Raw genomic sequence first — 26,698 nt, 5'->3', positions numbered from 1 at the left:
TTTGAGTGGAACAGATATCATCCAATTAGTAAGTCTTGTCATACTGATTCTTTTATCAGCATTCTTTTCTTCTGCTGAAACCGCCCTTGTAACCGTTAACCGGATTAAGATGCGGACCTTGGCAGATGAAGGAAATGTAAGGGCAAAGCGCGTGCTTGCTATCACGGATCATTCATCTAAGATGTTAAGCGCTATTTTAATCGGGAATAATATTGTAAACTTATCCGCCTCTGCTATTTCTACAGCACTTGCCATCCGCATTTTCGGAAGTGTTGCTGCCGGAATATCAACTGGAATTTTAACTGTTTTGATTCTGATTTTCGGTGAAATCACTCCAAAAACAATTGCTACCATACATTCCGAAAAACTGGCATTGGCGTACTCCGGAGTTGTCAGCTTTCTTATGAAGGTTCTTACTCCTGTCATCTTTATTATTAATATGCTTTCCCATGGCTTCTTAAAGCTCCTGCATATTAATCCTGATGCCAAGAAGCAGACCATGACAGAAGCCGAGCTTCGTACTATCGTAAATGTCAGTCACGAATCCGGTGTTATTGAGAATGAAGAACGCAATATGATTAATAATGTGTTTGATTTAACTGATTCTGAAGCAAAAGAAATTATGGTTCCCCGCATAGATATGACTTTCGTAGATGTCAATGCCAGCTACGAAAAATTATTAGAGATTTTCCGGGAAGCCAAATATACAAGATTACCAGTATATGAAGATACCACGGACAATGTCATTGGTATTTTAAATGTAAAGGATTTATTGCTCTATGATGACCGGACGAATTTTTCCATCCGCTCTATTATGCGGGAACCGTTCTTTACATATGAGCATAAGAATACTGCTGAATTATTAAAAGAAATGCAGGCTTCTTCCCTCAACATTGCTATCGTATTAGATGAATATGGTGCAACTGCCGGTCTTGTTACTTTAGAGGATTTATTAGAGGAAATTGTAGGCGAAATTCATGACGAATATGATGCCAATGAAGAAGCTGATATTACTGCTTTAAGTGAAAAAGAATACCTGGTCAATGGTTCCATGAACCTTTATGATATGTGCGAAAAACTGGGGATTCATTTAGAGTCAGAAGATTATGATTCCATTGGCGGCTATATCTTAGAACATTTAGACCATCTTCCGGACGAGGGAGAATCCATTACCACAGAAAATGGAATCCTGCTCCGGGTTGAAAAAATGGATAAGAACAGAATCGAAAAGGTATATCTGAAAACTCCTTAGGGAGTTTTCGATATACCTTTCTTTTTCTATCATCAGTCATCTGCATACGGAATATGATAACTGAATTTACTTAATCTTACATGATATGCGCCATCATAATTTCCCACAAAAGTTGTACTTACCAGTCTGGTATAATGTAATTCATACAATTCCTTGTCCACTCTTACTGCATCTGCAATATCATAATCCATCGGCCAGTAATATCCCATAGTTCCATCATCAAAACTCATCACTGTCCAAAGCGGATACGGGCATGGATTTGCTGGTTTTGTTTCCTCTGCCGGCTGTTCTGTCGGTGTCGTTGCCGGAGTTTCTGACGGTGTATCTGATGGTGCTGCCGGAGTTTCCGACGGTGTCTCTGATGGTGCTGCCGGAGTTTCCGATGGTGCATTTGATGGTGCTGCTGGAATTCCACCGACAGGTTCCTGTCCCCCAGATGTCGTTGCGTTTTTCTGAGCTGAAGGGGCCGGCCCTCCTGTAGTTGATGCCGGCTCTGTTGGTTCCTTTCCCGGTGTCACTTCCTGTGTTCCCTTTTTATCGGTTTTCTCATTCTTTCCCTCGGATTCATCCGGCACTTCCTGCTTTGCCAACAGAACCTCTTCTTTCTTCTGCTGAAATACCTCCTGCAATGCTTCCGTCTTACAAACCACAACTCCTGTTGCAGTATGCTCCTCTGCTTCGTGGAATTTTCCTATGAATGTTTTGTTTAAAACATGATTACTGCTCTTCTGTACGAAAAATGTACCACCAACTACAGCTGCCACTGTAAGCAGACAGCCTGATAAAATCAATATTTTTTTCTTTGGATTCAATTTTTCATAACTCCTTTCACTTTTCTCCAACTATACCATAAGTCATTTTTATTGTGCAACCAATTTCTTCTTTCTTTCTAAATTTCGGCATATTCACCGATACAATGGATAAATTTGTTCCGAAAACGCTCTATTTCCGTCATTTTTCCAGTATTATGCTGCAATTCATATTCTTTCATCTCATTCATCTGTTGATGTGATAAATTCCAGACTTCTAAAGCCGTATTCCTTTGCAATGCCTCTTCTAACTGTCTGTAATTTTCTTCTCTCCTCCAAATAGAATCCTGTGTTATGGTATCAAGATATTTTTCACTGATAAATCGAAACGTTTTTTCTTTGTCCTCCACCTGTTGCGAGGTAGTATCCACCAGATAAACGGTAACCTGTTTTCTGCTGACATTGCCAACTGCATCTTTTGCATAATAAGTAATCGTGGTGGTTCCTTCATGCGCAAAGTTCTTCCACTCTTCTTCCGTATAATCTTCCACGCAAAAAACAGTATTCTTCTCTTCATCTACTCCGCTCTCTAAGATACCTTCCGGATTATCTTCTGAGCTGTTTTCTCTGTCCTTTGCACATGCCTGCTGCAAAAGTATTTCCTCTGTAATCCTGCCGCTTCTTGCATCCGTCAAACTATAATACTGATCTTTTGCCTCAATAACAGGACTCTCATCCCACTGTGCATATAATCTCTGTTCCCCTGCATGGCAAAAAACATCTTCTTCCCCGATAAGTTCTTTTTCCTGCCATATTACATCCGGCTTTTTATCTTCCTCTTTGTCCTGTTCTGTATCCGGCTCTGTGCTCCATCCTAAGAAAAGGAAGTTCTCCCGCACGGCGTCTGGCATTTCTCCATAGGGTGTCCCATAATATCGGCTCTCCTGCTTTGTCTCTTCTCCATCGATCAGGCCTCCATTTCCATCAAAAATGATTGGAAAGCAATAGCAAAAATCCGTATCTGCTGTTGCATAGCCATCCAGACTGTCATATGCATAAATTGAAATCAGATGCCTTCCATATTCATTCTTATGTTTTACAGCAGAGGTATAATAACGGTAATTATAGTTTTGCCCCTCTATAAAATAGTCCCCTTTTTCTCCTAATTCTGACATCTGCCATTCTGCCGTCAAATCATCCTGACCCTGGTTTTCACTCCACACCGCAAAAGCAGTCTTTTTAATTCCATCTCCGCCATCCCGCACAAAGACATATGTATAGAATCCATCCGTTCCATTCTGAATCGATATCGTCCGCTCTATAACCGGTGGCTTTGATTTCTTCCAGATGGCATAAAAGGTCTGATTCTCCGTTACCACTACCTTATCTCCTGAATTATATACCGGCTCTTTAGCATCTTTCCTGTCTGCCCAGCCGGCAAACGCATACCCACTGCGCTTTGCGGATGGAAGTATTACTTCTGCATCCTTCCATTGTGCCTTTAATAGAACCTCTCCCTTATGCTTTGAAGATAAATTTAATACCTGTGCCTTATCTTCGTATACAGAAAGTTCCGATAACGCTTCCGGCACACCGATTGTGCCTATTCCCTCTCTATGCTCATTATATCCACGATTTATCCAATGTAATAAATATGACTCACGCCGGCTGCCAAATGCCTGTTTTAAATCTTCCCCTCCATATTTCATATAATCCGTCAATCGAAAATATGGACTGGATATTCTTCGTTCCCTGCCCTGTATCACATACTGATAGAAATGTTTTACTAATGCTGCCTTATTAAACCCGAAACTTTCCAGTAAATCCTGATTTGCTTTTGCATAACAGGGGGCATCAAATGCATACCACGGAAATTCTATTCCGTTATAATAAAAACTGTTATGATCTTCCCACCCGGCAAAGGTGCTTTCCGCGGTAAGTTTCTCTGCCTCAGATGTTCCACCATTTCCATCCAAGGTTACTGTATACTCTTTCTTATACTGATTCTGCTGTAATTGAATCTGTTTTCCATACAGCACATCCGGTTGAGAAGCAACAGTTCCGCTGGTAGCCCCATTTCCATCATAATGAATGGTATAACGATTTTCGAGATAATTTACTTCGATATTATCATTATGCCATGCGCCATCATCTCCCCAGGGTGTCATTCCACATCCGTTGGTGTCCACCACAAAACTACAGGTTTCCTCTTCCATACTCTCAAAGTATGTCTGATAGCAGTTGCTGGTAGACACTCCTTCAAAATGATGCCCCAGCTCCGGCAGACGAAACGTAACCGGAAGATGATATTCCCTTGCTCCTATTTCAGAAGTTGCATTATCATGTCTGGTATAATATTCCCTATCTTCTAATGTAATGCCAAGCTCGTCTCCCCCAATCAGATACATTTTATAATAGATTCGATAATTAATCCCATTGGAATGACGTTCCCCTATATTACAGTCAATCCGGTAACGAGCTGTTCTTCCACCTGCATTGTCACGAACTATCAATATGAAATACCCGGAAGTTTCCGGATACCAGGTCTGCGCACTTCCGTAAACAGATGAAGTCAATTCATCCGGCATTTCTTCCAACTGCTTGGTTTCTTCTGTTTCTAATACTTCTGTTTCTAATACTTCTGCTTCTAATACTTCTGCTTTTTCAGATTCTGCCACCTCAGTTTCTTCTACCGTTTCCGCACTTATCATCTGAATACTGCACGGACTCATAAAAAGAATCATGCATCCGCAAAGGAAACGGCATACTCCCTTTCGCACCTTCTTTTTCATGCTTACCCCCCTATTCAAATACTGCATAATATGTCTGATTTTCTTCTACACACTGTGTAAAATCCGCGAGATAATCCTTGCTGTCCCGCCACTCTAAAAACTTCTTTTTCAAATCATCACAAACCGGTTCTGCCGGAGAGGTACAGTAATCCCCCTTTTGTATTTCCAGCTTCTTATAATAAGATTTTCCCTGTTCCATTTCTTCCCTGGAGCGATAAAAGATTACCGTCTGCATTGCCACTTCTTTTTCCCCTTTCTCCGTTTCTTCTCCATTCCCATCGTCATCTGTAAGAATTGTACGGCAGCACTGTATGCTGCCCTCTTTCCCGCCCGGATACGAAAAATACTCTTCCACTTCCACAGAAAGTAATCCTTTTTCTGCATCTGCTGCAATCATCCGAACAGTTAATTCTGAATCGGAATTCATCTGCGGAACCAGATTTCGAATCAGTAATGTCCTCATATCTTCGGAAGTATAATCTCTGTCTGCATCCGCCTGTACCATCTGCAATGTTGTTTCCATTGCTTCGGTAAGACTCTGTTCTAATTCTTCTTTTCGCACATTCTTATGCTGCATGGTCAGCAGCATCACTACAAAAAGTATGACAATGCCACCGGACAATACCCCAAATACCATCTGTTTCATATACCGCCTCCATTTACCGGAATCCGGAAACGGGAAACCGTCCGCTTTTCATATGCATCTTCTGCCCGCACCTCTATTTCATAGATTCCTGCCTTTTCATAAATATCTTCTACTGTTTTTCCTGCCTGATTTCTGATATCAGTTATCTCAATCTTAAGTTCCTTTCCATCTGCATCCACTGCGTGAAACAGTTCTGATAACGCTATCTTATCTGCAATCGTTAAGATGCGATGATCTTCATAGATAATCACCGGAACCTGACGGCTATGAATATCTTTTAACATTTTTCCGTCCATATTATTTCCAACATCTGCACCGGCTGCCGGACGTTCCATCCCACTTCCAATTATGCGAAATCCCCATAAGCATAATATCAGTAACATTGCCGCCACTAATACGATAATTACTGTCTGTCCATATTCTTTCCATAATGTTTTCATTTGTTTTACCCCAATGCCCCCTGTGCCCTGCTTATCATTTCATAAAGATAACCTCCCTGTGAAAACAGTCCAAATAAAATTCCTGTCATAACAATGACTGCCAGAACCGCTATCACAAGTCCACCATATTCTTCCATAAAAAAATGCATTTTTATCCCCTTACCGGACATAACCAAGCAAATACCACAACACTCCGATACAACCACTTCCAAGTACTGCATAGATGATTGCCTGTCCATAATCCTCCATAATTTTTCTCATAAATCTACCTTCCAAATCCCCGGATACTATGCTCCGTTTTACTGTGAAATGGTCCCATCCGGTATGCGTAATGCAATATCACCTCCGCCATGGTTACCTCCTTTTCCACGGGCGGCACGTTTCCATTTTCACATACAGTTATAGCTCCGGAATCCTCATATAAATTAACCTGCAGCTGATAGCCCAATTCATCAGCCTGCTTTATACAGGCATTTATTACTTCCCGGTTATAATTGCTGTTTTCCAGTTCCACTACCACATCCGATTTAAAATTTCTTGCCTGACAAATCTGCGCTTCTGCTGCAACAATACCTATTCCAACTGTTGACAGCAGCATCATCAGAAATATTCCAAGATATGTTTTTATTACCTGTTCCATCTAATCCCCTATCTATGTACGCTTGCTAAAAATACCACCAGAAATGCCGTCATATCAATCATCATTTTTCCTGCTCCAGTCAATGCCGGGGCTAAAAACAATGCATATAATCCGGCCAGCGAATCCTGATTTTGTTCTCTTTCTGCCTTATCTAAAAGTTCCTGATTCCGTTTTAAAATCTGACTTAACTGCTTTTCACTGTTTCCATATCCGCCGTTGGATAATGCATACAACATCCGCATAGCAGAATGCACATCCGGTAAATCATAATCTTTTAAAAAATTAAGATATGGTTCCAGACTCTCCGGATTCTGTGAAAGTTCTTCCAGCATATCATCCACTGCTGGTCTTAGAACCTCCGGTGTCTGCGGCCGGATACGATAGAATGCCACCTGTACATTTTCAGTCTGAAGCAATAAAGAAATGTCCATTAACCACTGCGGAAATTCCTTTTCCATTTTCTTTCTCAAATACTTCCGGTAGAAATTACTGCGCACGCCTTTATGGAACTGCACATAACGATATTTCTTTTCATCCCCTTCTCCATAAGATTCCCTTTCCTTCAACCAGTTGCGGCAGGTACGCTTCATTGCCCGGAAGCAAATCAGCATATCCAAGGACAGAAAAAGAATTGATGCAATCTGGCAAACCAAAAGTTGCGATAATTCAATATCTTTTGGCAGCAAATGATTCGTTATTGCACATACCAGAATGGATAAACCCACCGCTAAGAATACATTTCTTCGATATTTCTTACAGTCCTGCTGATGCAGTCTGACCCGTTCCATCCACTTCTGCAAATCCTCTAAAAGCAATTCCACCGTTGTCTCGTATGCTCCGCCATACTGTTCTACCATCAGAAAATACGCATGAATCTCTTTCATTCTGCGATTCTCATACTGCTGCTCAATCGCATCTAACTCTTCTTTCATATTGCTGTCATATTCTTTTCGTAAATGAAAGATTGCAGTTTCTATCTGTTTCCGCATGGCCCCCGGTTCAAACAATATACAAACTGTCTCCAGTGCAGATAAGATTTTCGGATTCTGCAAAAATGCATACAGCATCTGCTCCATATACAATTCTGCTTCCTGCAGACGGGTCTGTTGCTTCTTTTCTTCCTTCAACACTTTATCCATACGCCACATAACAAGAACAAATACAATACTGCAGCAGATATATCCCTGCCACTTAAGCTGTAATAAAAATGCTGCCAGCAGCAATAATCCATAACAGCCTCCATAGGCAACGAAACGCTCATTCTTTTTCATATTCTTCTCCTTCCAGACGATGTTGTATCATCGGATTATCAAATGGCTCGGAAATTCCATGCCGCTTCATACGCGCAATCAGCCCTTTTGGAAGTTCTCTCACCATAAGATTGCCATCCACCACCTGCATATGTATTTCATTTCTTCCTTCTTCTCTTACAAAGAAACAGACCTGGTCTATATAACGATACAATTTTCCTTCTGCACTCATTTTCTTCCGCAGCAGAATTCCAACATCAACATAGCTGTATACATCATTTTCCATGCGGTCTGCATCCATACGGCTCTCCATCATATTTAAAATACGATCCGGAATTTTACGCACATCATCTGTATGAAGCGTGGTAAATCCACGGATTCCGGTAGACCAGCATTCCAACAAAGACTTTACTTCCGTAGAACGTGCCTCCGATAACATAATCCAGGATGGATTCTGTCTGAGACATGTCTTAATGGCTTTGGTATAATCAAAATCCGGATTAATTCGCAGTTCCACACAATCTTTTCCGGGATTAATCTGACTGTAATGCCATTCCGGATTATCCTCTATTGTAATGACACGCTCTCCTGCCGGAATAAACTGCGAAAAAAATTTTGCACATTCTGTCTTTCCCGCCCCCGGTTCTCCACAAAAGACAAAATTCATTTTTGCAGCCACACAATTGGTCAGCAATTCCAGTACCGGAACAGCTACATACTCATCCTCCACCATCCTTTTTACCTGCATACGCAACATTGGCATTGACTTACGGATACAGATACTCCTGCCGGATATGGCAACAGATTCATGCACAATACTGATACGCAGCGTGTTGGTCTCCGCCTCCAACAAATTATTTTTCTTGTTAAAAGGCTTGCTCACTTCATTGGCAATCCGATGGGAAAACTGCTCTACAAACTTCTCTGTAATGCCATGACTTCGAATCAGATAGCGTTCATTTTCTACATCTGTAATCCACAACTGGTTTCCGTTATAGTCAATATCTGTAATCTTATCATTCCGAACATAACGCCAAAGGGGGCCAAAATAATCCGGCTCCATCCGGATACCCAGTTCCTGTCTGTCCAAGTCATCCCCTCCTATGGTGTTCCGATGTTATTTCCAAAGTTATCAATTAAGTTCTTAAATGCATCATAAACGGGGCCACTGGTTCCATTTCCCATAATTGCTGTCACAAGTGCTGCTAATGCTGCAATCGCAACTACTGTTATAATTACCCCACCATACTGTTCAAAAATTTCTTTCAAATAAGAAAACCCCTTTCCATACTGAATTTCGTTTCACTGTTTGGAATATTTGGGAGGAAACTCCCGGATAAAAAAAGATAAATAAGATGGCTCTAATCATACCTGCTTTTTCTTTTTTTGTAAATATATTTTTTCATTTTTATAAAAATTTTACATTTTCATTTTTCATTATGCTATAATAAAAAAGGTATGATTTTATGCCACAATTTTATATAAGAACTACAGGAGGACACATGAATAAATTTATTATTACCACCGACACTACCGCAGATTTGCCGGCAGATTATGTAGCAGAACATAATCTTGGCATGCTGTCACTCACTTATACTATAGACGGCAAAACCTATGACTGGGAACATCCAATGGATGTCAAAGAATTCTATGCAAAGATGCGCGCCGGCTCTCTGCCTACCACCTCTCAGGTCAACCCGGAAACTGCCCGCGAAATCTTTACAAAAATTGCCACGGAAAATGACTGTGATATTCTTCACATTGCCTTTTCCAGCGGACTCAGCGGCAGCTACTCCAGTACGAAAATTGCTGCAAGTGAAATGGAAGAAGATAATTTCCCACATAAAGTCGTTGTCGTAGACTCTCTCTGTGCTTCCATGGGCGAGGGACTTCTGGTTCACAAAGCTGTCCAGATGAAAGAAAATGGTGCCACTTTAGAAGAAACCGTAAAATGGCTGGAGGAAAATAAACTACATCTGGTACATAACTTTACGGTAGATGATTTGTTCCACCTTCACAGAGGCGGACGTGTTTCTAAAACCGCTGCGGTTCTTGGTACCATGATTAACTTAAAGCCGGTGCTTCATGTAGATGATGAAGGTCATCTTATTATGGTTTCCAAGGTTCGTGGACGTAAAAAATCCCTGATTACCCTGGTTGACAATATGGAAAAGCAGATGGGCTCCTACCGTGACCAGAATGATATCGTATTTATCAGCCATGGTGATGCTTTAGAAGATGCACAGTTTGTTGCAAATCTTGTAAAAGAACGTTTTGGCATCGACAGCTTCTTAATCAATTATGTCGGTTCAACCATCGGTGCACATTCCGGTCCTGGAACGATTGCATTGTTCTATATGGGTGAATATCGATAAAACACCGGCAGATACAAACCGGTCAAAGTCAGCTTCTTACGGATGTCTGGCGAGCATGCGTTTTTTCTCGCTACTCGCGTAAATCAAAAAAGAGTTATTGTACCACGGTTTAAAATTCTGTGATAAATAACTCTTTTATTTATGTGAGAAATATGCTTTATCTGTTTCTTTATTTTTCTGCAGCTTCTTCTGCTTCTTTTTCTTCTACTTCTTTCTCATCCACTTTGATGCACAGTTCCTCTAACTGCTTCTCATCTACGATATCCGGGGCATTGGACATAAGGTCGGATGCATCCTTTACTTTCGGGAATGCGATGACATCACGGATGGAATCTGCATGTACCATATGCATAACCAGACGGTCAAGACCATAAGCCAGTCCTGCGTGTGGTGGTACACCATAGGAGAATGCATCCAGAAGGAATCCAAACTGCTCATGTGCTCTCTCTTTTGTAAAGCCAAGAACCTCAAACATTTTCTCCTGAATATCACTCTGGTGGATACGGACAGAACCACCGCCTAACTCGGTACCATTTAATACGATGTCATATGCTTTGGCACGTACTGCACCCGGATCTGTATCAATCTTATCCCAGTCCTCTTCCATTGGCATGGTAAACGGATGATGCATTGCCATATAACGATTCTCTTCGTCTGACCACTCCAACAATGGGAACTCTGTAATCCAGAGGAAATTATACTGGTTCGGGTCTAAGAGGTCTAATTCTTTGGCAATTTCAAGACGAAGTGCACCTAATACATTCCATACAATTTTATTCTTGTCTGCTGCAAATAAAAGCAGGTCTCCCGGCTTTCCGTCCATTGCTGCTACCAGATTCTTCAATTCCTCTTCTGTCATGAATTTTGCAAAGGATGATTTATAGCTGCCATCTTCCTGTACAGAAAGATAAGCAAGTCCTTTTGCTCCATAGCCTTTTGCAAACTCTACCAGCTTGTCAATCTTCTTTCTTGGCATTGCGCCCTGTCCTTCTGCATTGATACCACGGACAGAACCACCCTGCTCTAACGCACTGGTAAATACACCAAAACCGCAATCTTTTACAATATCAGATACATCCTTTAATTCCATTCCAAAACGGGTATCCGGCTTATCAGAACCAAAACGATCCATTGCTTCCTGCCAAGGCATTCTCTTAAGTGGAAGTTCTACATCTACGCCGATGGCTTCTTTGAAAATGTATTTTAACAGACGCTCATTGACATCTAATACATCATCAATATCTACAAAAGAAAGCTCCATATCTGCCTGGGTAAATTCCGGCTGACGGTCTGCACGTAAATCCTCATCACGGAAACATTTTGCAATCTGGAAATAACGGTCATATCCGGATGCCATCAGAAGCTGTTTGAAAAGCTGTGGTGACTGCGGCAATGCATAAAAGCTACCCGGATGTATACGGCTTGGCACCAGATAATCTCTTGCACCTTCCGGTGTAGACTTACAAAGAACCGGTGTCTCAATCTCTAAGAAACCTTCTTTTGCCATAAAATCACGCATCAGATATGCTACTTTACTACGCAGCATCAGGTTACGCTGGATATCCGGTCTACGTAAATCAAGATAACGATATTTTAAACGAATCTCATCTTTCGTCTGGCTGTTCTCTTCAATCTGAAATGGCGGTGTCTGTGATTCTGAAAGAATACGGATACTCTCAGCAATTACCTCAATATCACCGGTCTTTAAATTCTCATTAACTGCTGCAGAACGCTTCTGCACGGTTCCTTCGACTGCAATAACAAACTCGCTACGCAGTGTTCCTGCTTTGGCAAAGCCTTCGCTTCCTACCTTTGGCTCGTCGAATACAAGCTGCAGAATTCCGGAACGGTCTCTTAAATCTATGAATATAAGACTTCCTAAATTTCTTCTTTTCTGTACCCAGCCCATGACGGTAACTTTTTCTCCAATATTGGCATTGGATACTTCTGTACATCTATGGGTTCTGTGTAATCCCTGCATGGATTCTGACATTTTTTTATCCTCCTAAAAATCGTGTATCTTTTCCTTCTATACCTAATTGGATATTTTACCACATAGCAGGCAATCCGTCAAAATAACTTCTATGGATTTTATGAATTATTTTAAAGAATTATGGTCTGTTCTGTATCGCATGGTATAAACAAATAGCCATCTACTTCTAATACACCACTTAAACTTTCCATTCCGGATTCTACCTTTTGAACCGTCTGCTTCTTTGAATTCCTTCCATCCATCTGAATATTAACGGTGATACTTTTTTCAGAAAAAGTGGCATCATTTTTATTTATTACTATCACACAGCCACAATCATCCGGTACAACGGTTATCGTAAATACGCCTTTTTCTTTTGTACATGTTACTTCCGGCTGTGTTTTTTCTGCCTGATAAATAACTGAAATTCCATTGTCTTTCTTTGCTACTGCCGAATATCCATCCGAATCTTTTGCTCCATTATACCAGTCTGTTATGAATGGCAGAACGAAAACATTGTCTTCTGACAGATTCTTCTGCTTTAATATATCCGTTACGCCCTCTTTTTCCTCACCTTTTATCGCATCCAACTGATGATACAAATCCTGTGGCAATGCAGAAGCAATGATTTCTATCTTATACTTCTGTTCTATATTTGAGATGGCATCTTTATCTATTCCACTGCTCTTTACACCATCCTCTATAAGACTTTTTACATCCAAAACATTTTCATCCGGGAACCACACCGTATAGCGTCCGTTCCATGCACCATTTTCTGTTATCATCTCTTCCTCTGCAATTGTTGTGTCATTTTCCTGCCAGTCCATTCTCCACTGACTTTCCTCTTCAAAAAATGCTTCTAAATCACCCTGATATAATGCATGATAAGCAGGTGTTGACATGTCAAAACGCTCATAGGCAAAAGCCGGTTCACAGGAAGTCAGATACATCATTCCTTCTGAGATACCAAGCGTATTTTCCAGTTCTTCCTTTAATGCCTGTTCAATTTCTGCCTGCTGGAAATTGTCAAAACAGACTATTCCCCAATACGCACCAAAGACTTCCGGATTCCCGCTTTCTACGCGTCCCCAGGAAAATACTTTTTTATCCGGTTGTGAGGAAAGCTGACCTTTATAATAGCAATAATAATTACTTCCCTGTTCCAATATTACCGGCTGTAACACAAGGTCCTCTGCCTGAACGGTTCCTTCTCCATATTTTTCATTCAGATAATTAGTTATCTCTTCTTTAAAGTCATCCGCAGAAAGCAGTTCTCCGATTGCAGGAGTATTTGAAGTTCCTCCTTTAGAAGCATCCCTATTATAATCCTTACTTCCACCTCTTGTGGATGAATTACTGCTGTTTTCATTTTGTGGAACATTAGATGAACTGATCGGTGCCGACGAATCATAAGACTTTTCTTTTGTTGTATCCGGCTTGTTAAAAATAAATAAGCTGACAAAAAATACAGCCAAAAGAGCTACACTTACTGCAGTCATCTTCCATACAATAGAATATTTTCCATTCCAGAATTTACTGGCACCGAATGATTTTTCCGCTTTAAAAAGGCACATTGCCTGTACGGTATGGGACTCTGATAAAATTCTCTCACCCATGGTACGTCTCAGCAAATCTTCCCTTTTCTTTAATTCACTTCCGATGTATTTTGCCGCTTTGGCACATATTGAAGTATTTCTTAAAACCGCCTGCATTTTCTTCCAGAAATCTATCTGCCCGGCATATAGATTCCAGTGTTCATGCTCCATAAGCTTCTTCCAGCATTTATAAGACTGAAAATATCCGGCATCAATCAATTTTTTAAACTGCTCTTCATATTCTTCCTTCAGTTTTTCTGGAGAAATAATCGTATTATCTTCAATCCGTCCAAAGATTTCTTCATACTCTTTCTGACTTTCTTCCGTTTCCACAGTATGATTTGTTTCCTCTGTGGTCTCTGCCTTTTGAGTCTCCGGTTCCATTTTCGGTTGCGCATTTATTTCCTGCTGAGTATTTATCTCCTGCTGTGTTTTTTCCTCCTGCTGTAACGGCTGTGCATAGACTGCTCCATTTTTCGCATAATTCATCGCAGTTCCGTATGCATCGTACAAATTTTTCCAGCCAGCCTCATCTTCCTCCGGATGGCATTCCCTTACTTTTTTAGCAAATGCAGCTTTAATCTTTTTCTTATCCTTTGCTATTTCTATACCAAGAATATCAAATGCTTCATCAATTCTCATTTTCTCATTTCCTCCCTAGCTTGTATAATATGGTCCGTTCCAGGTCTGATTTGTCTCCTGTTCCGCTAATTCATCTTCCTCTGCATCCTCATCTTCATCATACCAGTCTGAGAAATTATTCATCTTCTCCCACGGTTCATTTACCTGCTGTAAATATTCCTCTATCTGGTTTAAATATGCTTCAAAGGAACGGCGTGCTTTCTTTATGTCAAGTTCATTTTGATATATCAGTATTTCTGTAAAATACTGCATTCTACGTTCAATTTCTTCTCTTATATTTCCGGTTGTCTCCTGATAAAGTTTCTTTGCACGCTCCAATACCAGTTGATTTTCTTCTTCTCCCTGCGGTTGAAATTTTATCTTCTCTAATTCTGCAACTGCCTTTTCTATTTCTTCTTCACTCATGCCAGTCTCTTCATTTACAATAACAAGTCGCTCCTCTTTTCCTGTGGACATAATCGTTACATCTACTACCAGTATTCCATTAATATCATATGTAAACCGCACTTTAATTGCTTCGGTACCACTTCGTACGGTTTCTTCATTTTGCGGTAATTCTACCTTCAATTCACCCAGATGCAGATTATCTTTTGCATACAACGCTTCTCCCTGATTAACATCAATCAATACTCTTTTCTGCCTTGGGCTTGTGGGATAATATATTTTTTCCCTGCTTGCCGGCAATGCGCTATTACGCTCAATAATCACATCATTATAACTATCCTTCGGATGTGCCCTGTTATATACGGATGTTCCCAGTGAAAACGGACATACATCCATAAGAAGCATATCCTTTACCTCTGTATCACGTTCCTTTATTCCTGCATAAGTTCCGGCTCCAATTGCAATCATCTGGTCCGGATTCATCAGACAAACCGGTATTCCCTTTAAAATATGTTTTATATACTTATGCACAACCGGCATCTTACAGGATCCGCCAACCAATACCACTTCATCTATCGCATCTTTTGCTATCTCTGCATCTGCAAGAACTTTCTGTATCGGTTTTAACATTCTTTGAAATAAAGCTTTTGTCAAATTGATTAATTCTTTTCTGGAAATTGTCATCTGACCTTCTACGCCAGGATAAGTCACTTGCATTGTTGCCATTTCTTCTTCTGTCAGCATTTGCTTTGCTCTATTAGCACTCTCCAAAATGGCAGCCTGCTGCTCTTCTTTCATTTCTGTCCAATCCAGTTTATTCTTCTGAGCAAATTCCTGTGCGATATATAAATCAAAATCATTTCCGCCCAGGTGGTTATCTCCACTGACCGCCTTTATTTCTATGATATTTTCAAAACACTCTACCAGCGAAACATCTAATGTACCACCACCAAAATCAAATACCAGCATGGTGCTCTCTTCTTCCTGCCGCATCTCATGACAGGCAAGTGCAGCTGCTGATGGTTCATTAATAATTCTTTCCACTTTAAGTCCAGCAAGAACTCCCGCATTTCTTGTGGCTCTTCGTGCCATATCATTAAAATAGGCAGGAACACTAATTACTGCTTCTTCCACCGGTTCTCCCAGATAACGCTCTGCATCTTCTTTTAATCGTTTTAAAACCATTGCAGACAATTCCTCCGGCTTATAATCTCTTTCTCCTAACCGGTACGTTTTTGCTGTACCCATAAAGCGTTTAAAAGAAGCCACTGTTTCCTCTGGATGTGTTACCATTCTCTCCTTTGCCACTTTACCGACATATGTAATTCCAGCCGGTGTAACACTAACCACACTTGGTGTCAATAATTCTCCAAATGAATTTGGTATTAATTGTGCATGTCCCTCTTCCCACACGGCTACCAGACTGTTGGTTGTTCCTAAATCAATTCCCACAATTTTGCTCATAATCCCTTCTCCTTTTCTTCCCAGGCCGAAAAAACTGCCATCGGCAGCTTCTTACGGATACCTGACAACTTCATAACTACGAAAATTGCGCTTTTTCTCGCTACTCGTGAAACAAAGAATGTGCCTTGGCACATTCTCGCGCCTGCGGCGGTCGCTTGCGACATCTACCTTATACGCCGCAGAGCGCATCCTCGTGGAGCGTTTTTTACTTTACAGGAAAGCAATTTCCTGTAAAGTAAAAAAACAGCATCAAAAACATCTCTGCTTCCGACGCTGTTATCTTTCACTTCTCTTATTTGTTAAAAAACTCCACAAATTCTTCATAACCCTCTGCCGTAAGCTTCTCCTTCTGGAACTTCTTGTTCTTATTCATACGAACCACTAATACCTGGGTTCCTTCGGAACGTTCCTTCTGAGCCTGTGCAATTACCTCCTGCAGCTTGTCTGCCGGATATCCCTTTTCGATGAGATATGCCTTCTTCGCTGCCTGTCCCGGAATCTTAAATCCGCTCTCTAAGAGCAGAAGAATGATTCTTTCAAAACCGATGGAAAATCCACATGCAGGTACATCGTTGCCGGTAAATCTTCCAACCATCTTATCATAACGACCACCTCCGCCACAGCTTCCGCCGAACTCCGGCATAGCTATTTCAAAAATAGTTCCTGTATAATAACCCATGCCACGCACTAAAGTCGGGTCAAATACCATTTTAAAGTCTGCTGCTTTGGTTGCTTCTACGCTGTCGATAATCTCTGTCAGGTTCTGCTTTACTTCTTCCTCTAAAAATCCTGCTTCAATTAAGGTATCACATAAGGTAACCAGTCCGTTTTCGGTACCTTCTGCTTTTTCAAATAAGGATAAGTACTTATCGACCGCTTCTTCTGCAAAGCCTTCCTTTTTCAGTTCCTCTGCGACTCCGTCCAGCCCAATCTTGTCCATCTTGTCTAAGATGATAAATACAAGGTCGTAGCTTTCTTCCGGAAATCCGCTGTAAGCTGCCATTGCTTTTAAAATACGGCGTTCATTAATCCGGATTTCAAAATTCTTAAATCCAATTTTTCCAAGCGTTGTTGTTGTCGCAAGAATCAACTCTATCTCTGCCAGATTAGACGGCTCGCCCAGAATATCAATATCACACTGCATGAACTGACGATAACGCCCTCTCTGAGGACGGTCAGCACGCCACACATTTCCCATCTGTAATGCCTTAAACGGGGATGGGAGCTGGTTACTGTTATTGGAATAGAATCTTACCAGCGGAACGGTAAGGTCGTAACGCATACCAAAATCCACTACATCTTCTTCTTTTTCTGCTGTCTCTAAGTTCAGCTTTTCACCACGTTTTAATACTTTGAAAATGAGTTTTTCATTTTCTCCACCCTGTTTGCTGGTGAGGTTTGCAATATTCTCCATACAAGGAGTTTCAATTGGTGTAAATCCAAAACTCCGGTAGGTCTCTTTGATTACATTCTGCACATAATCACGAATCTGCATCTCCTCCGGTAAAATATCCTTCATGCCTGTAACCGGCTTCTTACTCAATGCCATGAAATTTCCTCCATTTTCCGAGATAAGCATTTTATCTATTTTTCTTATTATATATTTGTATTCATACAGAACTATTATATTTTTCGTACCCTGATATGTCAACCGCTTTTATTCCTTCGTAAAGAGCCTGCTCTTGCGCTCTATCATCTCATCAATTCTTGCGATATACTGTGCCACATCCTTGACATTCTCGGCACGTTCAATCCGGTGTGTGCCATCGGGATTTGGCTGTACCCAGACACGCTTCGTGGATGCACCAGCACCACAAGCTACAATACTCTGTTTCTCTTCCATAATAAGAACATTGTATACACCGGCTTTTCCCGGTGCTGCATAGCCTACGTTTTCAAAATTGCCTGCCATATTCTTCTGGCGGTATAAATAATATGGAAAAAGCCCCATTTCTTCTGCCACTTTCGAAGTCAGTGCAATATGGTCTGCAGTATTGACAATCTCAAAATCCTGATAACGCTCTCTTTGTATATTCAGTCTTGCTGCACGCTTGATAGCAAGGGAGTGAACCGTCAGATTATCCGGCGCAAGCTTCCGGATGACTTCCATGGTATCTGCCACATCTGAAAGACTCTCTCCCGGAAGTCCTACGATTAAATCCATATTGATATTATCAAATCCAAGTTCTCTTGCCAGATAAAAGCTGTCTATTGTCTGCTGCACGGTATGATGCCGTCCAATCAGATCCAGTGTCTCCTGTTTCATGGTCTGTGGATTAATGGAAATTCTGCTGATATCATGATTGCGAAGCACCATAAGCTTCTCTTTTGTAATACTGTCCGGTCTTCCGGCTTCCACTGTAAATTCCACTAAATCAGATAAATCAAAACTACATTTAATTTTTCGAATCAATCTGTCTAACTGTTTCGGATTTAATGTGGTCGGTGTTCCACCACCGATATAAATGCTGTTTAATTTCTTATGTGCAAATTTGACCGCTGTATAATCCAGTTCCTTTTCCAGTGCACTTAAGTAGTCATCCATGCGGTTTTTCCAGGCTGACATGGAATAAGAAGTAAAGGAACAGTAAAGGCAGGTCGTCGGGCAGAATGGAATACCGATATAAAGGCTGTATCCCTCTTCATAATCTAGCTTCTTTAAAAGTGCCAGCTCACGCTCTGCAATTTCAATACTGAGTTTTATCTTTTCATCAGAGGCAAAATATGTTTCCTTCATATAGTGAGCAATTTCTTCCTCGCTCTTACCCTCTTCTAAAAGTGCCATCGGAATCTTCGTCGGACGGATACCGGTAAGATTTCCCCACGGAAGTTCCACTCCGGTATATTCTGACAGCAGCTGATACAACGTCCGTTTCAGGCTGTTCTTTGTCTCCTTGCGGTTTGTATCATCTACTGCTACTCGTTTTGTAATTCCGGTCTGATTTTCATTTTCTTCTGAAGGCTCTACCTTTTTCCAGGAAAAAATGATTTCTTCCGGTGCAAACTGTACATCCATGTGATAATGTACCGGCTCTTCTTTTTTCTCCTTATCCTTCGTGGAAACATATACCTCTTCCTTCGGATAAAATGCCTTTACCAGCGAATGGATATCATATTCAAATTCTGCTTTATCTAATAATACTGTTATCATGGTTCGTCCTTATAAATACGGATTATGCATCCGCTCATAGCCTATTAAAGTGCTTTCGTCATGTCCGGTATACACGGTCACATCATCCGGCAGCGGCATCAGTTTTTCTCTGATTGCCCGGATTAAATCCGATGCACTTCCTCTTGGGAAATCGGTTCTTCCCACAGATTCCTGAAACAGCGTATCTCCGCTGAAAAGAATCTTCTCATCTGCAATATAATAGCAGCATCCGCCAATGGTATGCCCCGGTGTAAAAAATACACGGATGGAAAATTCTGCAAGATTTAATACTTCTTCGTCTTTTACGAAAACATCTGCACGATAGACCTTATGCTCTCCTATCATCCCGCAAAGGTTAAGTCCCGGGTCTTCCAAGGTCTCCCTCTCTGCCTCATGGGCATAAATGGAAATCTGGTATTTATCTGCAAGCGCTTCTGCTGCTCCTGCATGGTCAAAATGTCCATGGGTCAGAAGGATTGCCACCGGTTTCGCTCCGGTTTTCTCAATCTGCTTTTCAATCAACTGTGCCTGGTCTCCCGGGTCTACCACAAGAAGTTCTCCTGTCTTATGATTTACCAGAAGATAGCAGTTGGTGCAGACTGGTCCCACAATATATCGTAATACTTCTGTCTGTTCTGTCATAATTTCCTCTTCTATAAGAACTGTCTTTGAATGCTTCATAAATCAGCAATTTATTCTGCTAATATTTTATCAGCCGGTAGTACGTTCAATATCAATCACGCTCTCTACCTGACGGATTTTTTCTATTAAACTGCTCAATTCCTCTTTTCCTTTGGTATTAAAGGAAATAGAAATGGTCGCAACACCCTGTTTGCTGGTCTTGGAATTAATGGAACTGATATCAATTTCCCGTTCGGTGAAAATTCTGGTAATATCTACTAAAAGTCCGGTACGGTTATTACCAAATATTTTAATCTCAGCAAGATAAAGTCCATTGTCACCATGCTCTGCACCCTGCTGCCACTCTGCATCAATCAGACGCACTTTTTCCAGCTCGGAAAGGTTCATGATATTAATGCAATCGGTACGATGAATAGATACACCACGGCCTCTTGTGACAAATCCTACAATTTCATCTCCCGGCACCGGGCTGCAGCATTTGGAAAAATGCACTGCCACATCATAAAGTCCTTTTACAAGGATACCACTCTTGGATTTCTGTGGAACTGCCTTATCCTTATTCTCGGAAGACACATTGTTCAATACATCCTCATCGGTAAGCTGGATTGGGTGGTCTTTCCGGTACTCCTCCAGCATCTTATTCACGACCTGACCTTCTTTCAGTCCGCCGTGTCCTAAGGTTGCCAGTGCGGAATCCCAGTCATGGAATCCATATTTCCGCATAACCTTACTCTGATATTCCGGTTTGTTAATATCCGTAAGATTAATGGATTTTGCCTTACAATACTGGGCAATCAGTTCCTTGCCCTTTACGATATTTTCTTCTTTTAACTCACTCCGGAACCACTGGTTAATCTTATTTTTTGCCTGTGTACTCTTAACAATATTTAACCAGTCACGGCTCGGTCCCTTGGAATTCTGGGACGTGATAATCTCAATACGGTCACCGTTCTGAATCTCGTAATCAATTGGAACTAATTTACCATTTACCTTGGCTCCAATCATCTTATTTCCAACTGCCGAGTGGATACTGTACGCAAAGTCTACCGGTGTAGAACCCGTTGGCAGGTTCTTTACATCTCCGGACGGAGTAAAGCAGAATACCGTATCAGAAAAGAGGTTCAAATCACTCTTTAACAGGCTCATGAACTCTTTATTATCTGACATGTCTTTCTGCCATTCCAGAATCTGGCGCAGCCAGCTTAACTTCTCTTCCTCTGATTTGGTGGTAGCCACTGTGCCGCCATTATTGGCAGCTTCCTTATATTTCCAGTGGGCAGCGATACCATATTCTGCGGTACGGTGCATCTCAAAGGTACGAATCTGAATCTCAAACGGCTGTCCGGTCGGTCCAATCAGTGTGGTGTGGAGGGACTGATACATATTCGGCTTTGGCATAGCGATATAATCTTTAAAACGTCCCGGGATTGGTTTATACATCTCATGGATGACACCCAGTGCTGCATAGCAGTCCTTGACATTATCCACGATAATTCTTATGGCAAATAAATCATAAATCTGGTCTAAGGTCTTATGCTGATTGACCATTTTCTTATAAATGGAAAAGAAATGCTTTGCTCTTCCGTCAATCTGTGCCTTGATTCCTGCATTTTCAATATGTTTACTCACTTCTTTTACAAGGCTCTGCACATAATCATCACGGACACTCTTACGAAGTGCAACCTTTTCTACCAGATCATAATATGCTTCCGGCTCCAGATACTTTAAGGAAAGGTCATCTAATTCGATTTTAATTTTAGAAATACCAAGACGCTGTGCAATTGGTGCATAGATGTCCATGGTTTCTCTTGCTTTTTCCTTCTGCTTCTCCGGTGTCATATATTTTAATGTACGCATATTGTGCAGCCGGTCTGCCAGCTTGATTAAGATAACACGGATATCCTTTGCCATGGCAAGGAACATTTTTCTTAAGTTCTCTGCCTGAACCTCGACTTTATCCGCATCATAAGATAACTGACCCAGCTTTGTAACGCCATCCACCAAAAGGGCAATCTCTTCTGAGAACTCGGAAGCAATTTCCTCTACTGTCATGACGGTATCCTCTACGACATCATGAAGCAGTCCGGCTACGATAGTCTCTTTATCCAGCTCCAGTTCCGCTAAAATAATTGCCACACACAACGGATGAATGATATATGCTTCACCGGATTTTCGTACCTGTCCCTTATGTGCCGTATCCGCTGTCTTATATGCCTTTTCAATCAAAGAAATATCCGTCGACGGGTGATATTTCTTCACGCTGGCAATCAGCTCCTGATACAGGCTCTCCGGACTGACGAATTCCTGCATGGTCTTTATGTTGTCATCCTTAGACACCACTTCATTTTCTAATTCTTCTAATTCTTCTGTTGTAATATCTGCCATAATTCACACCAACTTTTTTGCGTTTTATCCCACTTTTAACTATGATTTTTCATTATAATAAAAAATATATAAAAATGCAATCTTTTATACTTGCCATTTTCCCCCGGAAACCTTATACTTTATGGCTGAATGGCAGATTTTTTCTACCTCTTTAAGAAAGGAGTTTTCCCTTATGCATCCAGTTTTATTATTTTACAATTTAGAAAACAGCAAAGGCAGAACATTAAAAATGCTCTGCCTCCGGTTAAAAATAAAAATCCGTATTATCACCAAAGAACAATATAACCAGACTTTAGGTGCCCTCGCAGGGATTGATGGCTTCCCTTTGAAAGAAGAGGTCTATACCGGCGATGGTTTCACCGACGAAATGCTGGTATTCAAAGGCTTTGATAATGCTCTTTTAGACCGTTTCCTGGTGGAATTTAAAAAGCTTCATCTTACCAGAATCGGTCTGAAAGCCGTTCTCACGGAGCACAATATCAACTGGGATTCCATTGCACTTCATGAAGAACTCTTAGCGGAAGATAAGAAAATGCATGAAAATTAATCTTCTCCTGCAATTTCTATGGTGTATGCTGCCTGAAAGCATGCACCCTGTGCTAACGCATGTCCCCATTCCCTTTCTTCCAAACTTCCGTTAAAATCCTCTTTATCGCATCTTCCAAACCAGGGTTCAATGGCTGCATATGGTGCATTCTTCTTCTCTGCTGACCAGAGTCCAAATAACGGAGCTTCCGGGAAATACACATTTTTTCCTTGCCGGTATTCTTAATGTTCCATATGATTTCCAGTCTGTTGCCATTCATATGATAGATTAATTCCATCTCATAAGTCTTTCCCTGATAATGATAGACTCCGTCTTTTAAGCTTCCAACAATCGGAAACAGATTTGGTGCACTCCGTTTGTAATACTCCGGATTGCTGCACCACATGTACTCAATGTTACTTTTCTTTCCAAGCACAGATTTCAGTTCTGCCCCAAGAGACTCAACTTCCACCTTCATGCTCGCGTTTTCCATGGAATAACGCATATTCTCTCAACCTTTTTTCTCGTATTCTATGATCTGACATCACAGTATCCAGCACCTGATAAAATCGTCTGCTGTGATTTGCTTCTACCAGGTGTGCCAGTTCATGAGCAGCAACATATTCTGCGCATTCTAACGGAAGGTCTGCCAGTACTTTATTCAAAGTAATGGATGCCTTTGCCTTGCAGCAGCTCCCATAGCGGCTGGTCATGCTGCGGAATCTGACCGTTGGCATAGAAATATGATAAGCCTGAAACAGTTCATACTCCCTCAGCAGTATATCTCTTAAATACTGCTCTTTCTGCCGGTTCCACTCCAGTGCATCCACATCTATCCTCTGCTGATTTGCAAGCTTCTTTTGCATCATGCGGATCCACTCCGCCTTGCTCTGCACAAATGCATCCACTTTCTTTTTGCTCATGCGATAGGGCATCGTTACTGCTACTACGCCATTGGCTTTTACCTGGATGATAATATTCTTTACTTTTTTTGGTGTCAGTTCATATCGTATTGTATTCTCCATTTTATTATTATAGCTTTTTGGTCCCGGCACTGACAAGCCTTTTTCTTGTTTTCCTTTTGCTATTTCTGTCGTATCATTTTATACTGTTACTCCGCCTCTGTCTCCGGGGCAGCCGCTGCTTTTTCCAGGGCATCATCAATGGCGTGAATCAGCACCATGGACGTATACTGGTTATCATCGGAATAGCTGAGATTATCCGTTGACTGATTTTCATATATCTGTTCTTTCAAATTATCCAGTGCCGGCTGCATCAACGGATACATTGCGGTTACAGTTTCATCGAGATTTACCAGCGAAATGGAATTGATTTTATTCTCATCCACCACAACCTCCACATCCACGGTTTTATCATTAAATATGATGGAAGACGTATATACCCCTGCCACATATTTCATGGTCTCCCGGCTCTCCTCATCTTTATCCGGAGAAAACATATAGACCAACAATAATACCAGTAATATTCCAAGTACCGCAAAAATTCCTGTGTAAATCAGTTCCTTCATATGAAGCACTACAATCTTTGTCTTTGCACTCAAGGGAGTCCTCCTGCTTTCTTGCTTATTGTATTTTATGTGAAAACTTTTCTAATATTACACTTGACAAACCCTTTTTCTTATAGTATAGTAAGTTTCGTGTTCAGCACAAATGCGATAGTGGCGTAGTTGGTAACGCGCGACCTTGCCAAGGTCGAGACCGCGGGTTCGAGCCCCGTCTATCGCTCTATTTTTTGGATATGCTGTAAGCCTTGATTTATGCGGGTTTACAGCATTTTTCTAATTCTTAAATTCTTACTTTCTTAACCAGATTTTCGCTATTTTGGGTTAAGAAAATGTCTTTCATTTAATGCCTGTTTTGCAACCGCTAAATTTGTTCCTACATAATAATTCTTTTCTGCAACCTTTTGTGTGTTTCCAAATATGCTTGATGCTAAAATAATGTTTCCATTTGTCGCATTTATTACTTCCGTAAGAAGGTTTTTTAGGAAAAGAATACTTTGATAAAATTTTTAACCTTTCTGTCATTTCATGTGCCAATCGTACATCTTCGGGTAAAATTTTATCTTAACAACTAAGGTCTGCTCTGCTGCAATTCCTTTGTAATCACAGCTGTATTTGGAATAACTCATTCCATGACGGCAGGTATATTCTGCTTCGTCAAGGGATTTTCCTACCGGCTGCCAGGAAACACTCCAGTAATCTCCGTCTTCTTCATCGCGGATATATACATAATGTCCCGGACGATCCATTGGAACTCCATTCGCCCGGAATCTTGTTACACGATGATACTCCGGTGTCTTGTAAAACATATAGCCCCCGCTGTATGATTTACGACCACACAGGTATCTTTTACGCCAAGGTAGTTTGTTCAGGATGCCGGCAAATCCACCCGGTCAATTACATATTCTCTTTTCTCATTGTCAAAATGTCCGTATTGCCTGTTATATCGGATGCCAAAAAGGGACAGCAATTAAAATCACTGTCCCTTCCATATTTCCATATTTTCGTATATCCTTATGATACTGACTTATAATGCCTTAATTCTCTCTAATGCTGCAACTGAATTCTCATATGTTCCGAATGCTGTAAGCCGGAAGTATCCTTCTCCGCTTGGTCCGAATCCGGATCCCGGTGTTCCTACTACATTGGCATTCTCTAAGAGATAATCAAAGAAATCCCAGGATGTCATCTGCTCCGGTGTCTTTAACCAGATATATGGTGCATTTACACCACCGAATACTTCGAAGCCTGCTTCTTTCAGACCGCTCTTAATTACGCTTGCATTTTTCATGTAATATGCAACCTGTTCTTTTAACTGTGCTTTTCCAGCTTCGGAATATACTGCTTCACCGGCACGCTGTACGATATAAGGTGCGCCGTTGAATTTGGTGCCGTGACGTCTTGCCCACATATCATGTAAAGATACGCCATTGCATTTCAAATCCTTTGGTACTACAGTATATCCAAGACGTACTCCGGTAAATCCTGCATTCTTTGAAAAGCTCTTAATCTCGATGGCACAGGTCTGTGCTCCTTCACATTCGTAAATGGTATGAGCCACATCTGCTTCTGAAATGTATGCTTCATAAGCACCATCATAGATAATCAGTGCGCCTTCTTTATTGGCATAATCTACCCATTCCTGTAACTGTGCTTTGGTGATGGTTGTTCCTGTCGGGTTATTTGGCAGGCACAGATAAATTACATCCGGTGTCTCCTTCGGGAATTCCGGCACGAAATTATTTTCTCTGGTACATGGCATATAAATTACATTGCTCCACATCTGGGTATCCGGATTATAGGTACCGGTTCTTCCAGCCATAACATTGGAATCCACATATACCGGGTATACCGGGTCACATACAGCAATTCTTACATCCGGTCCGAATAATTCCTGAATATTTCCGGAATCACTTTTTGCTCCATCGGATACGAAAATTTCATCTGCTTCGATTGCGCATCCTCTTGCCTGATAATCATTTTTTACAATAGCATTACGTAGGAAATCATATCCCAAATCCGGTGCATATCCATGGAAGGTTGCAGGATCTGCCATCTCATCAACTGCCTTATGTAAAGCCTCAATAATTGCCGGAGCGATTGGCTGGGTAACATCCCCGATTCCAAGACGGATGATGTTCTTATCCGGATTTGCCTGGGTAAATGCATTTACCTTTTTGGCAATGGTACTGAATAAATAGCTTCCTGGTAATTTCTGGTAGTTTTCATTAATCTGATACATAATATCTCCTTTTCTTCTCTCTAAATAAT

Annotated in this window: 23 protein-coding genes, 1 tRNA gene and 1 pseudogene; 4 read left to right on the top strand and 21 right to left on the bottom strand. The window is 41.1% G+C overall.

What is annotated here, in order from left to right:
- Position 1 precedes the first annotated feature (1 nt).
- Positions 2-1,252: an HlyC/CorC family transporter gene (locus DWX96_RS07620; protein ID WP_117698829.1), complete on the top strand. Its 1,251-nt coding sequence runs from the start codon at positions 2-4 to the stop codon at positions 1,250-1,252.
- Between the two features lie 32 nt (positions 1,253-1,284).
- On the opposite strand, the gene DWX96_RS07615 is transcribed toward DWX96_RS07620, so the two are convergent.
- The 9 genes from DWX96_RS07615 to DWX96_RS14425 all read right to left on the bottom strand — a co-directional run bounded on the left by DWX96_RS07615 (position 1,285) and on the right by DWX96_RS14425 (position 9,038).
- Positions 1,285-2,064, bottom strand: coding sequence for a hypothetical protein (locus DWX96_RS07615; RefSeq protein ID WP_118057156.1), 780 nt, complete (start codon positions 2,062-2,064; stop codon positions 1,285-1,287).
- Between the two features lie 77 nt (positions 2,065-2,141).
- Positions 2,142-4,793, bottom strand: a complete 2,652-nt coding sequence (locus tag DWX96_RS07610) for an InlB B-repeat-containing protein (protein ID WP_158561828.1) — start codon at positions 4,791-4,793, stop codon at positions 2,142-2,144.
- A gap of 10 nt (positions 4,794-4,803) precedes the next feature.
- A complete protein-coding gene (locus DWX96_RS07605) occupies positions 4,804-5,439 on the bottom strand; it encodes a hypothetical protein (RefSeq protein WP_118057154.1) in 636 nt (211 codons plus the stop codon).
- Positions 5,436-5,879, bottom strand: a complete 444-nt coding sequence (locus DWX96_RS07600; protein ID WP_118057153.1) for a hypothetical protein — start codon at positions 5,877-5,879, stop codon at positions 5,436-5,438. The genes DWX96_RS07605 and DWX96_RS07600 overlap by 4 nt, the downstream gene beginning before the upstream one ends.
- Positions 5,880-5,884: 5 nt before the next feature.
- Positions 5,885-6,028, bottom strand: coding sequence for a hypothetical protein (locus DWX96_RS14265; protein WP_156454680.1), 144 nt, complete (start codon positions 6,026-6,028; stop codon positions 5,885-5,887).
- 116 nt (positions 6,029-6,144) lie between these two features.
- On the bottom strand, positions 6,145-6,519 hold the full coding sequence (locus DWX96_RS07595; protein WP_117698834.1) for a hypothetical protein: 375 nt from the start codon (positions 6,517-6,519) through the stop codon (positions 6,145-6,147).
- An 8-nt stretch (positions 6,520-6,527) separates the two neighbouring features.
- The gene (locus DWX96_RS07590; protein WP_118057152.1) at positions 6,528-7,790 is read right to left on the bottom strand and encodes a hypothetical protein; all 1,263 of its coding nucleotides are present in this window, start codon (positions 7,788-7,790) and stop codon (positions 6,528-6,530) included.
- Positions 7,777-8,859 carry an ATPase, T2SS/T4P/T4SS family gene (locus DWX96_RS07585; protein ID WP_330408398.1) on the bottom strand — a complete coding sequence of 361 codons (1,083 nt, stop codon included), beginning with the start codon at positions 8,857-8,859 and terminating at the stop codon, positions 7,777-7,779. The genes DWX96_RS07590 and DWX96_RS07585 overlap by 14 nt, the downstream gene beginning before the upstream one ends.
- Positions 8,860-8,870: 11 nt before the next feature.
- Positions 8,871-9,038 carry a hypothetical protein gene (locus DWX96_RS14425; protein ID WP_022244373.1) on the bottom strand — a complete coding sequence of 56 codons (168 nt, stop codon included), beginning with the start codon at positions 9,036-9,038 and terminating at the stop codon, positions 8,871-8,873.
- Positions 9,039-9,271: 233 nt separating this feature from the next.
- Between DWX96_RS14425 and DWX96_RS07580 the strand changes: the two genes are divergently transcribed.
- Positions 9,272-10,144 carry a DegV family protein gene (locus tag DWX96_RS07580; RefSeq protein WP_022244372.1) on the top strand — a complete coding sequence of 291 codons (873 nt, stop codon included), beginning with the start codon at positions 9,272-9,274 and terminating at the stop codon, positions 10,142-10,144.
- 169 nt (positions 10,145-10,313) lie between these two features.
- Here the strand turns inward: DWX96_RS07580 and aspS are convergent, their stop codons facing one another.
- The 7 genes from aspS to DWX96_RS07545 form a co-directional block, all read right to left on the bottom strand.
- Complete coding sequence (aspS, locus tag DWX96_RS07575) at positions 10,314-12,137, bottom strand: aspartate--tRNA ligase (RefSeq protein ID WP_117699154.1); 1,824 nt, start codon at positions 12,135-12,137, stop codon at positions 10,314-10,316.
- A 110-nt stretch (positions 12,138-12,247) separates the two neighbouring features.
- The gene (locus DWX96_RS07570; RefSeq protein WP_118057151.1) at positions 12,248-14,353 is read right to left on the bottom strand and encodes a hypothetical protein; all 2,106 of its coding nucleotides are present in this window, start codon (positions 14,351-14,353) and stop codon (positions 12,248-12,250) included.
- 15 nt (positions 14,354-14,368) lie between these two features.
- Positions 14,369-16,201: an Hsp70 family protein gene (locus DWX96_RS07565; RefSeq protein WP_118057150.1), complete on the bottom strand. Its 1,833-nt coding sequence runs from the start codon at positions 16,199-16,201 to the stop codon at positions 14,369-14,371.
- A 292-nt stretch (positions 16,202-16,493) separates the two neighbouring features.
- Entirely contained in the window at positions 16,494-17,750 is a 1,257-nt protein-coding gene (gene hisS, locus DWX96_RS07560) for a histidine--tRNA ligase (protein WP_118057149.1), read from the bottom strand.
- Between the two features lie 108 nt (positions 17,751-17,858).
- On the bottom strand, positions 17,859-19,352 hold the full coding sequence (gene hemZ, locus DWX96_RS07555; protein WP_118057148.1) for a coproporphyrinogen dehydrogenase HemZ: 1,494 nt from the start codon (positions 19,350-19,352) through the stop codon (positions 17,859-17,861).
- A gap of 9 nt (positions 19,353-19,361) precedes the next feature.
- Positions 19,362-19,994 carry an MBL fold metallo-hydrolase gene (locus DWX96_RS07550; RefSeq protein ID WP_118057246.1) on the bottom strand — a complete coding sequence of 211 codons (633 nt, stop codon included), beginning with the start codon at positions 19,992-19,994 and terminating at the stop codon, positions 19,362-19,364.
- A gap of 69 nt (positions 19,995-20,063) precedes the next feature.
- The gene (locus DWX96_RS07545) at positions 20,064-22,379 is read right to left on the bottom strand and encodes a RelA/SpoT family protein (RefSeq protein ID WP_118057147.1); all 2,316 of its coding nucleotides are present in this window, start codon (positions 22,377-22,379) and stop codon (positions 20,064-20,066) included.
- 172 nt (positions 22,380-22,551) lie between these two features.
- On the opposite strand from DWX96_RS07545, the gene DWX96_RS07540 reads away from it, so the two are divergent.
- Positions 22,552-22,926, top strand: a complete 375-nt coding sequence (locus DWX96_RS07540) for a DUF3783 domain-containing protein (protein ID WP_158552127.1) — start codon at positions 22,552-22,554, stop codon at positions 22,924-22,926.
- A 52-nt stretch (positions 22,927-22,978) separates the two neighbouring features.
- On the opposite strand, the gene DWX96_RS07535 is transcribed toward DWX96_RS07540, so the two are convergent.
- Genes DWX96_RS07535 through DWX96_RS07525 form a run of 3 tightly spaced genes read right to left on the bottom strand, consistent with a single transcriptional unit; the run spans position 22,979 to position 24,466 of the window.
- Entirely contained in the window at positions 22,979-23,383 is a 405-nt protein-coding gene (locus DWX96_RS07535) for a hypothetical protein (protein ID WP_242988757.1), read from the bottom strand.
- Positions 23,367-23,960: a M48 family metallopeptidase gene (locus DWX96_RS07530; RefSeq protein WP_118057146.1), complete on the bottom strand. Its 594-nt coding sequence runs from the start codon at positions 23,958-23,960 to the stop codon at positions 23,367-23,369. Before DWX96_RS07530 ends, DWX96_RS07535 begins: the two co-directional genes overlap by 17 nt.
- Positions 23,961-24,016: 56 nt before the next feature.
- Positions 24,017-24,466 carry a hypothetical protein gene (locus DWX96_RS07525; RefSeq protein ID WP_022244363.1) on the bottom strand — a complete coding sequence of 150 codons (450 nt, stop codon included), beginning with the start codon at positions 24,464-24,466 and terminating at the stop codon, positions 24,017-24,019.
- Between the two features lie 111 nt (positions 24,467-24,577).
- Here DWX96_RS07525 and DWX96_RS07520 point away from each other — a divergent pair.
- Positions 24,578-24,650, top strand: a tRNA-Gly gene (locus DWX96_RS07520).
- Positions 24,651-24,963: 313 nt separating this feature from the next.
- Here the strand turns inward: DWX96_RS07520 and DWX96_RS07515 are convergent.
- Together DWX96_RS07515 and DWX96_RS07510 are read right to left on the bottom strand one after the other, a co-directional pair.
- Positions 24,964-25,379: pseudogene (locus DWX96_RS07515) on the bottom strand (GH36-type glycosyl hydrolase domain-containing protein); the annotation flags it as partial.
- 75 nt (positions 25,380-25,454) lie between these two features.
- The gene (locus tag DWX96_RS07510; protein ID WP_117841815.1) at positions 25,455-26,669 is read right to left on the bottom strand and encodes an LL-diaminopimelate aminotransferase; all 1,215 of its coding nucleotides are present in this window, start codon (positions 26,667-26,669) and stop codon (positions 25,455-25,457) included.
- Between the last annotated feature and the right edge of the window lie 29 nt (positions 26,670-26,698).

This window comes from Roseburia sp. AF22-2LB, assembly GCF_003461125.1.
GTDB lineage: Bacteria > Bacillota > Clostridia > Lachnospirales > Lachnospiraceae > Roseburia_C > Roseburia_C amylophila.
Note: the sequence above shows the minus strand (reverse complement) of the source record. Positions and strands in the feature narration are given on the sequence as shown.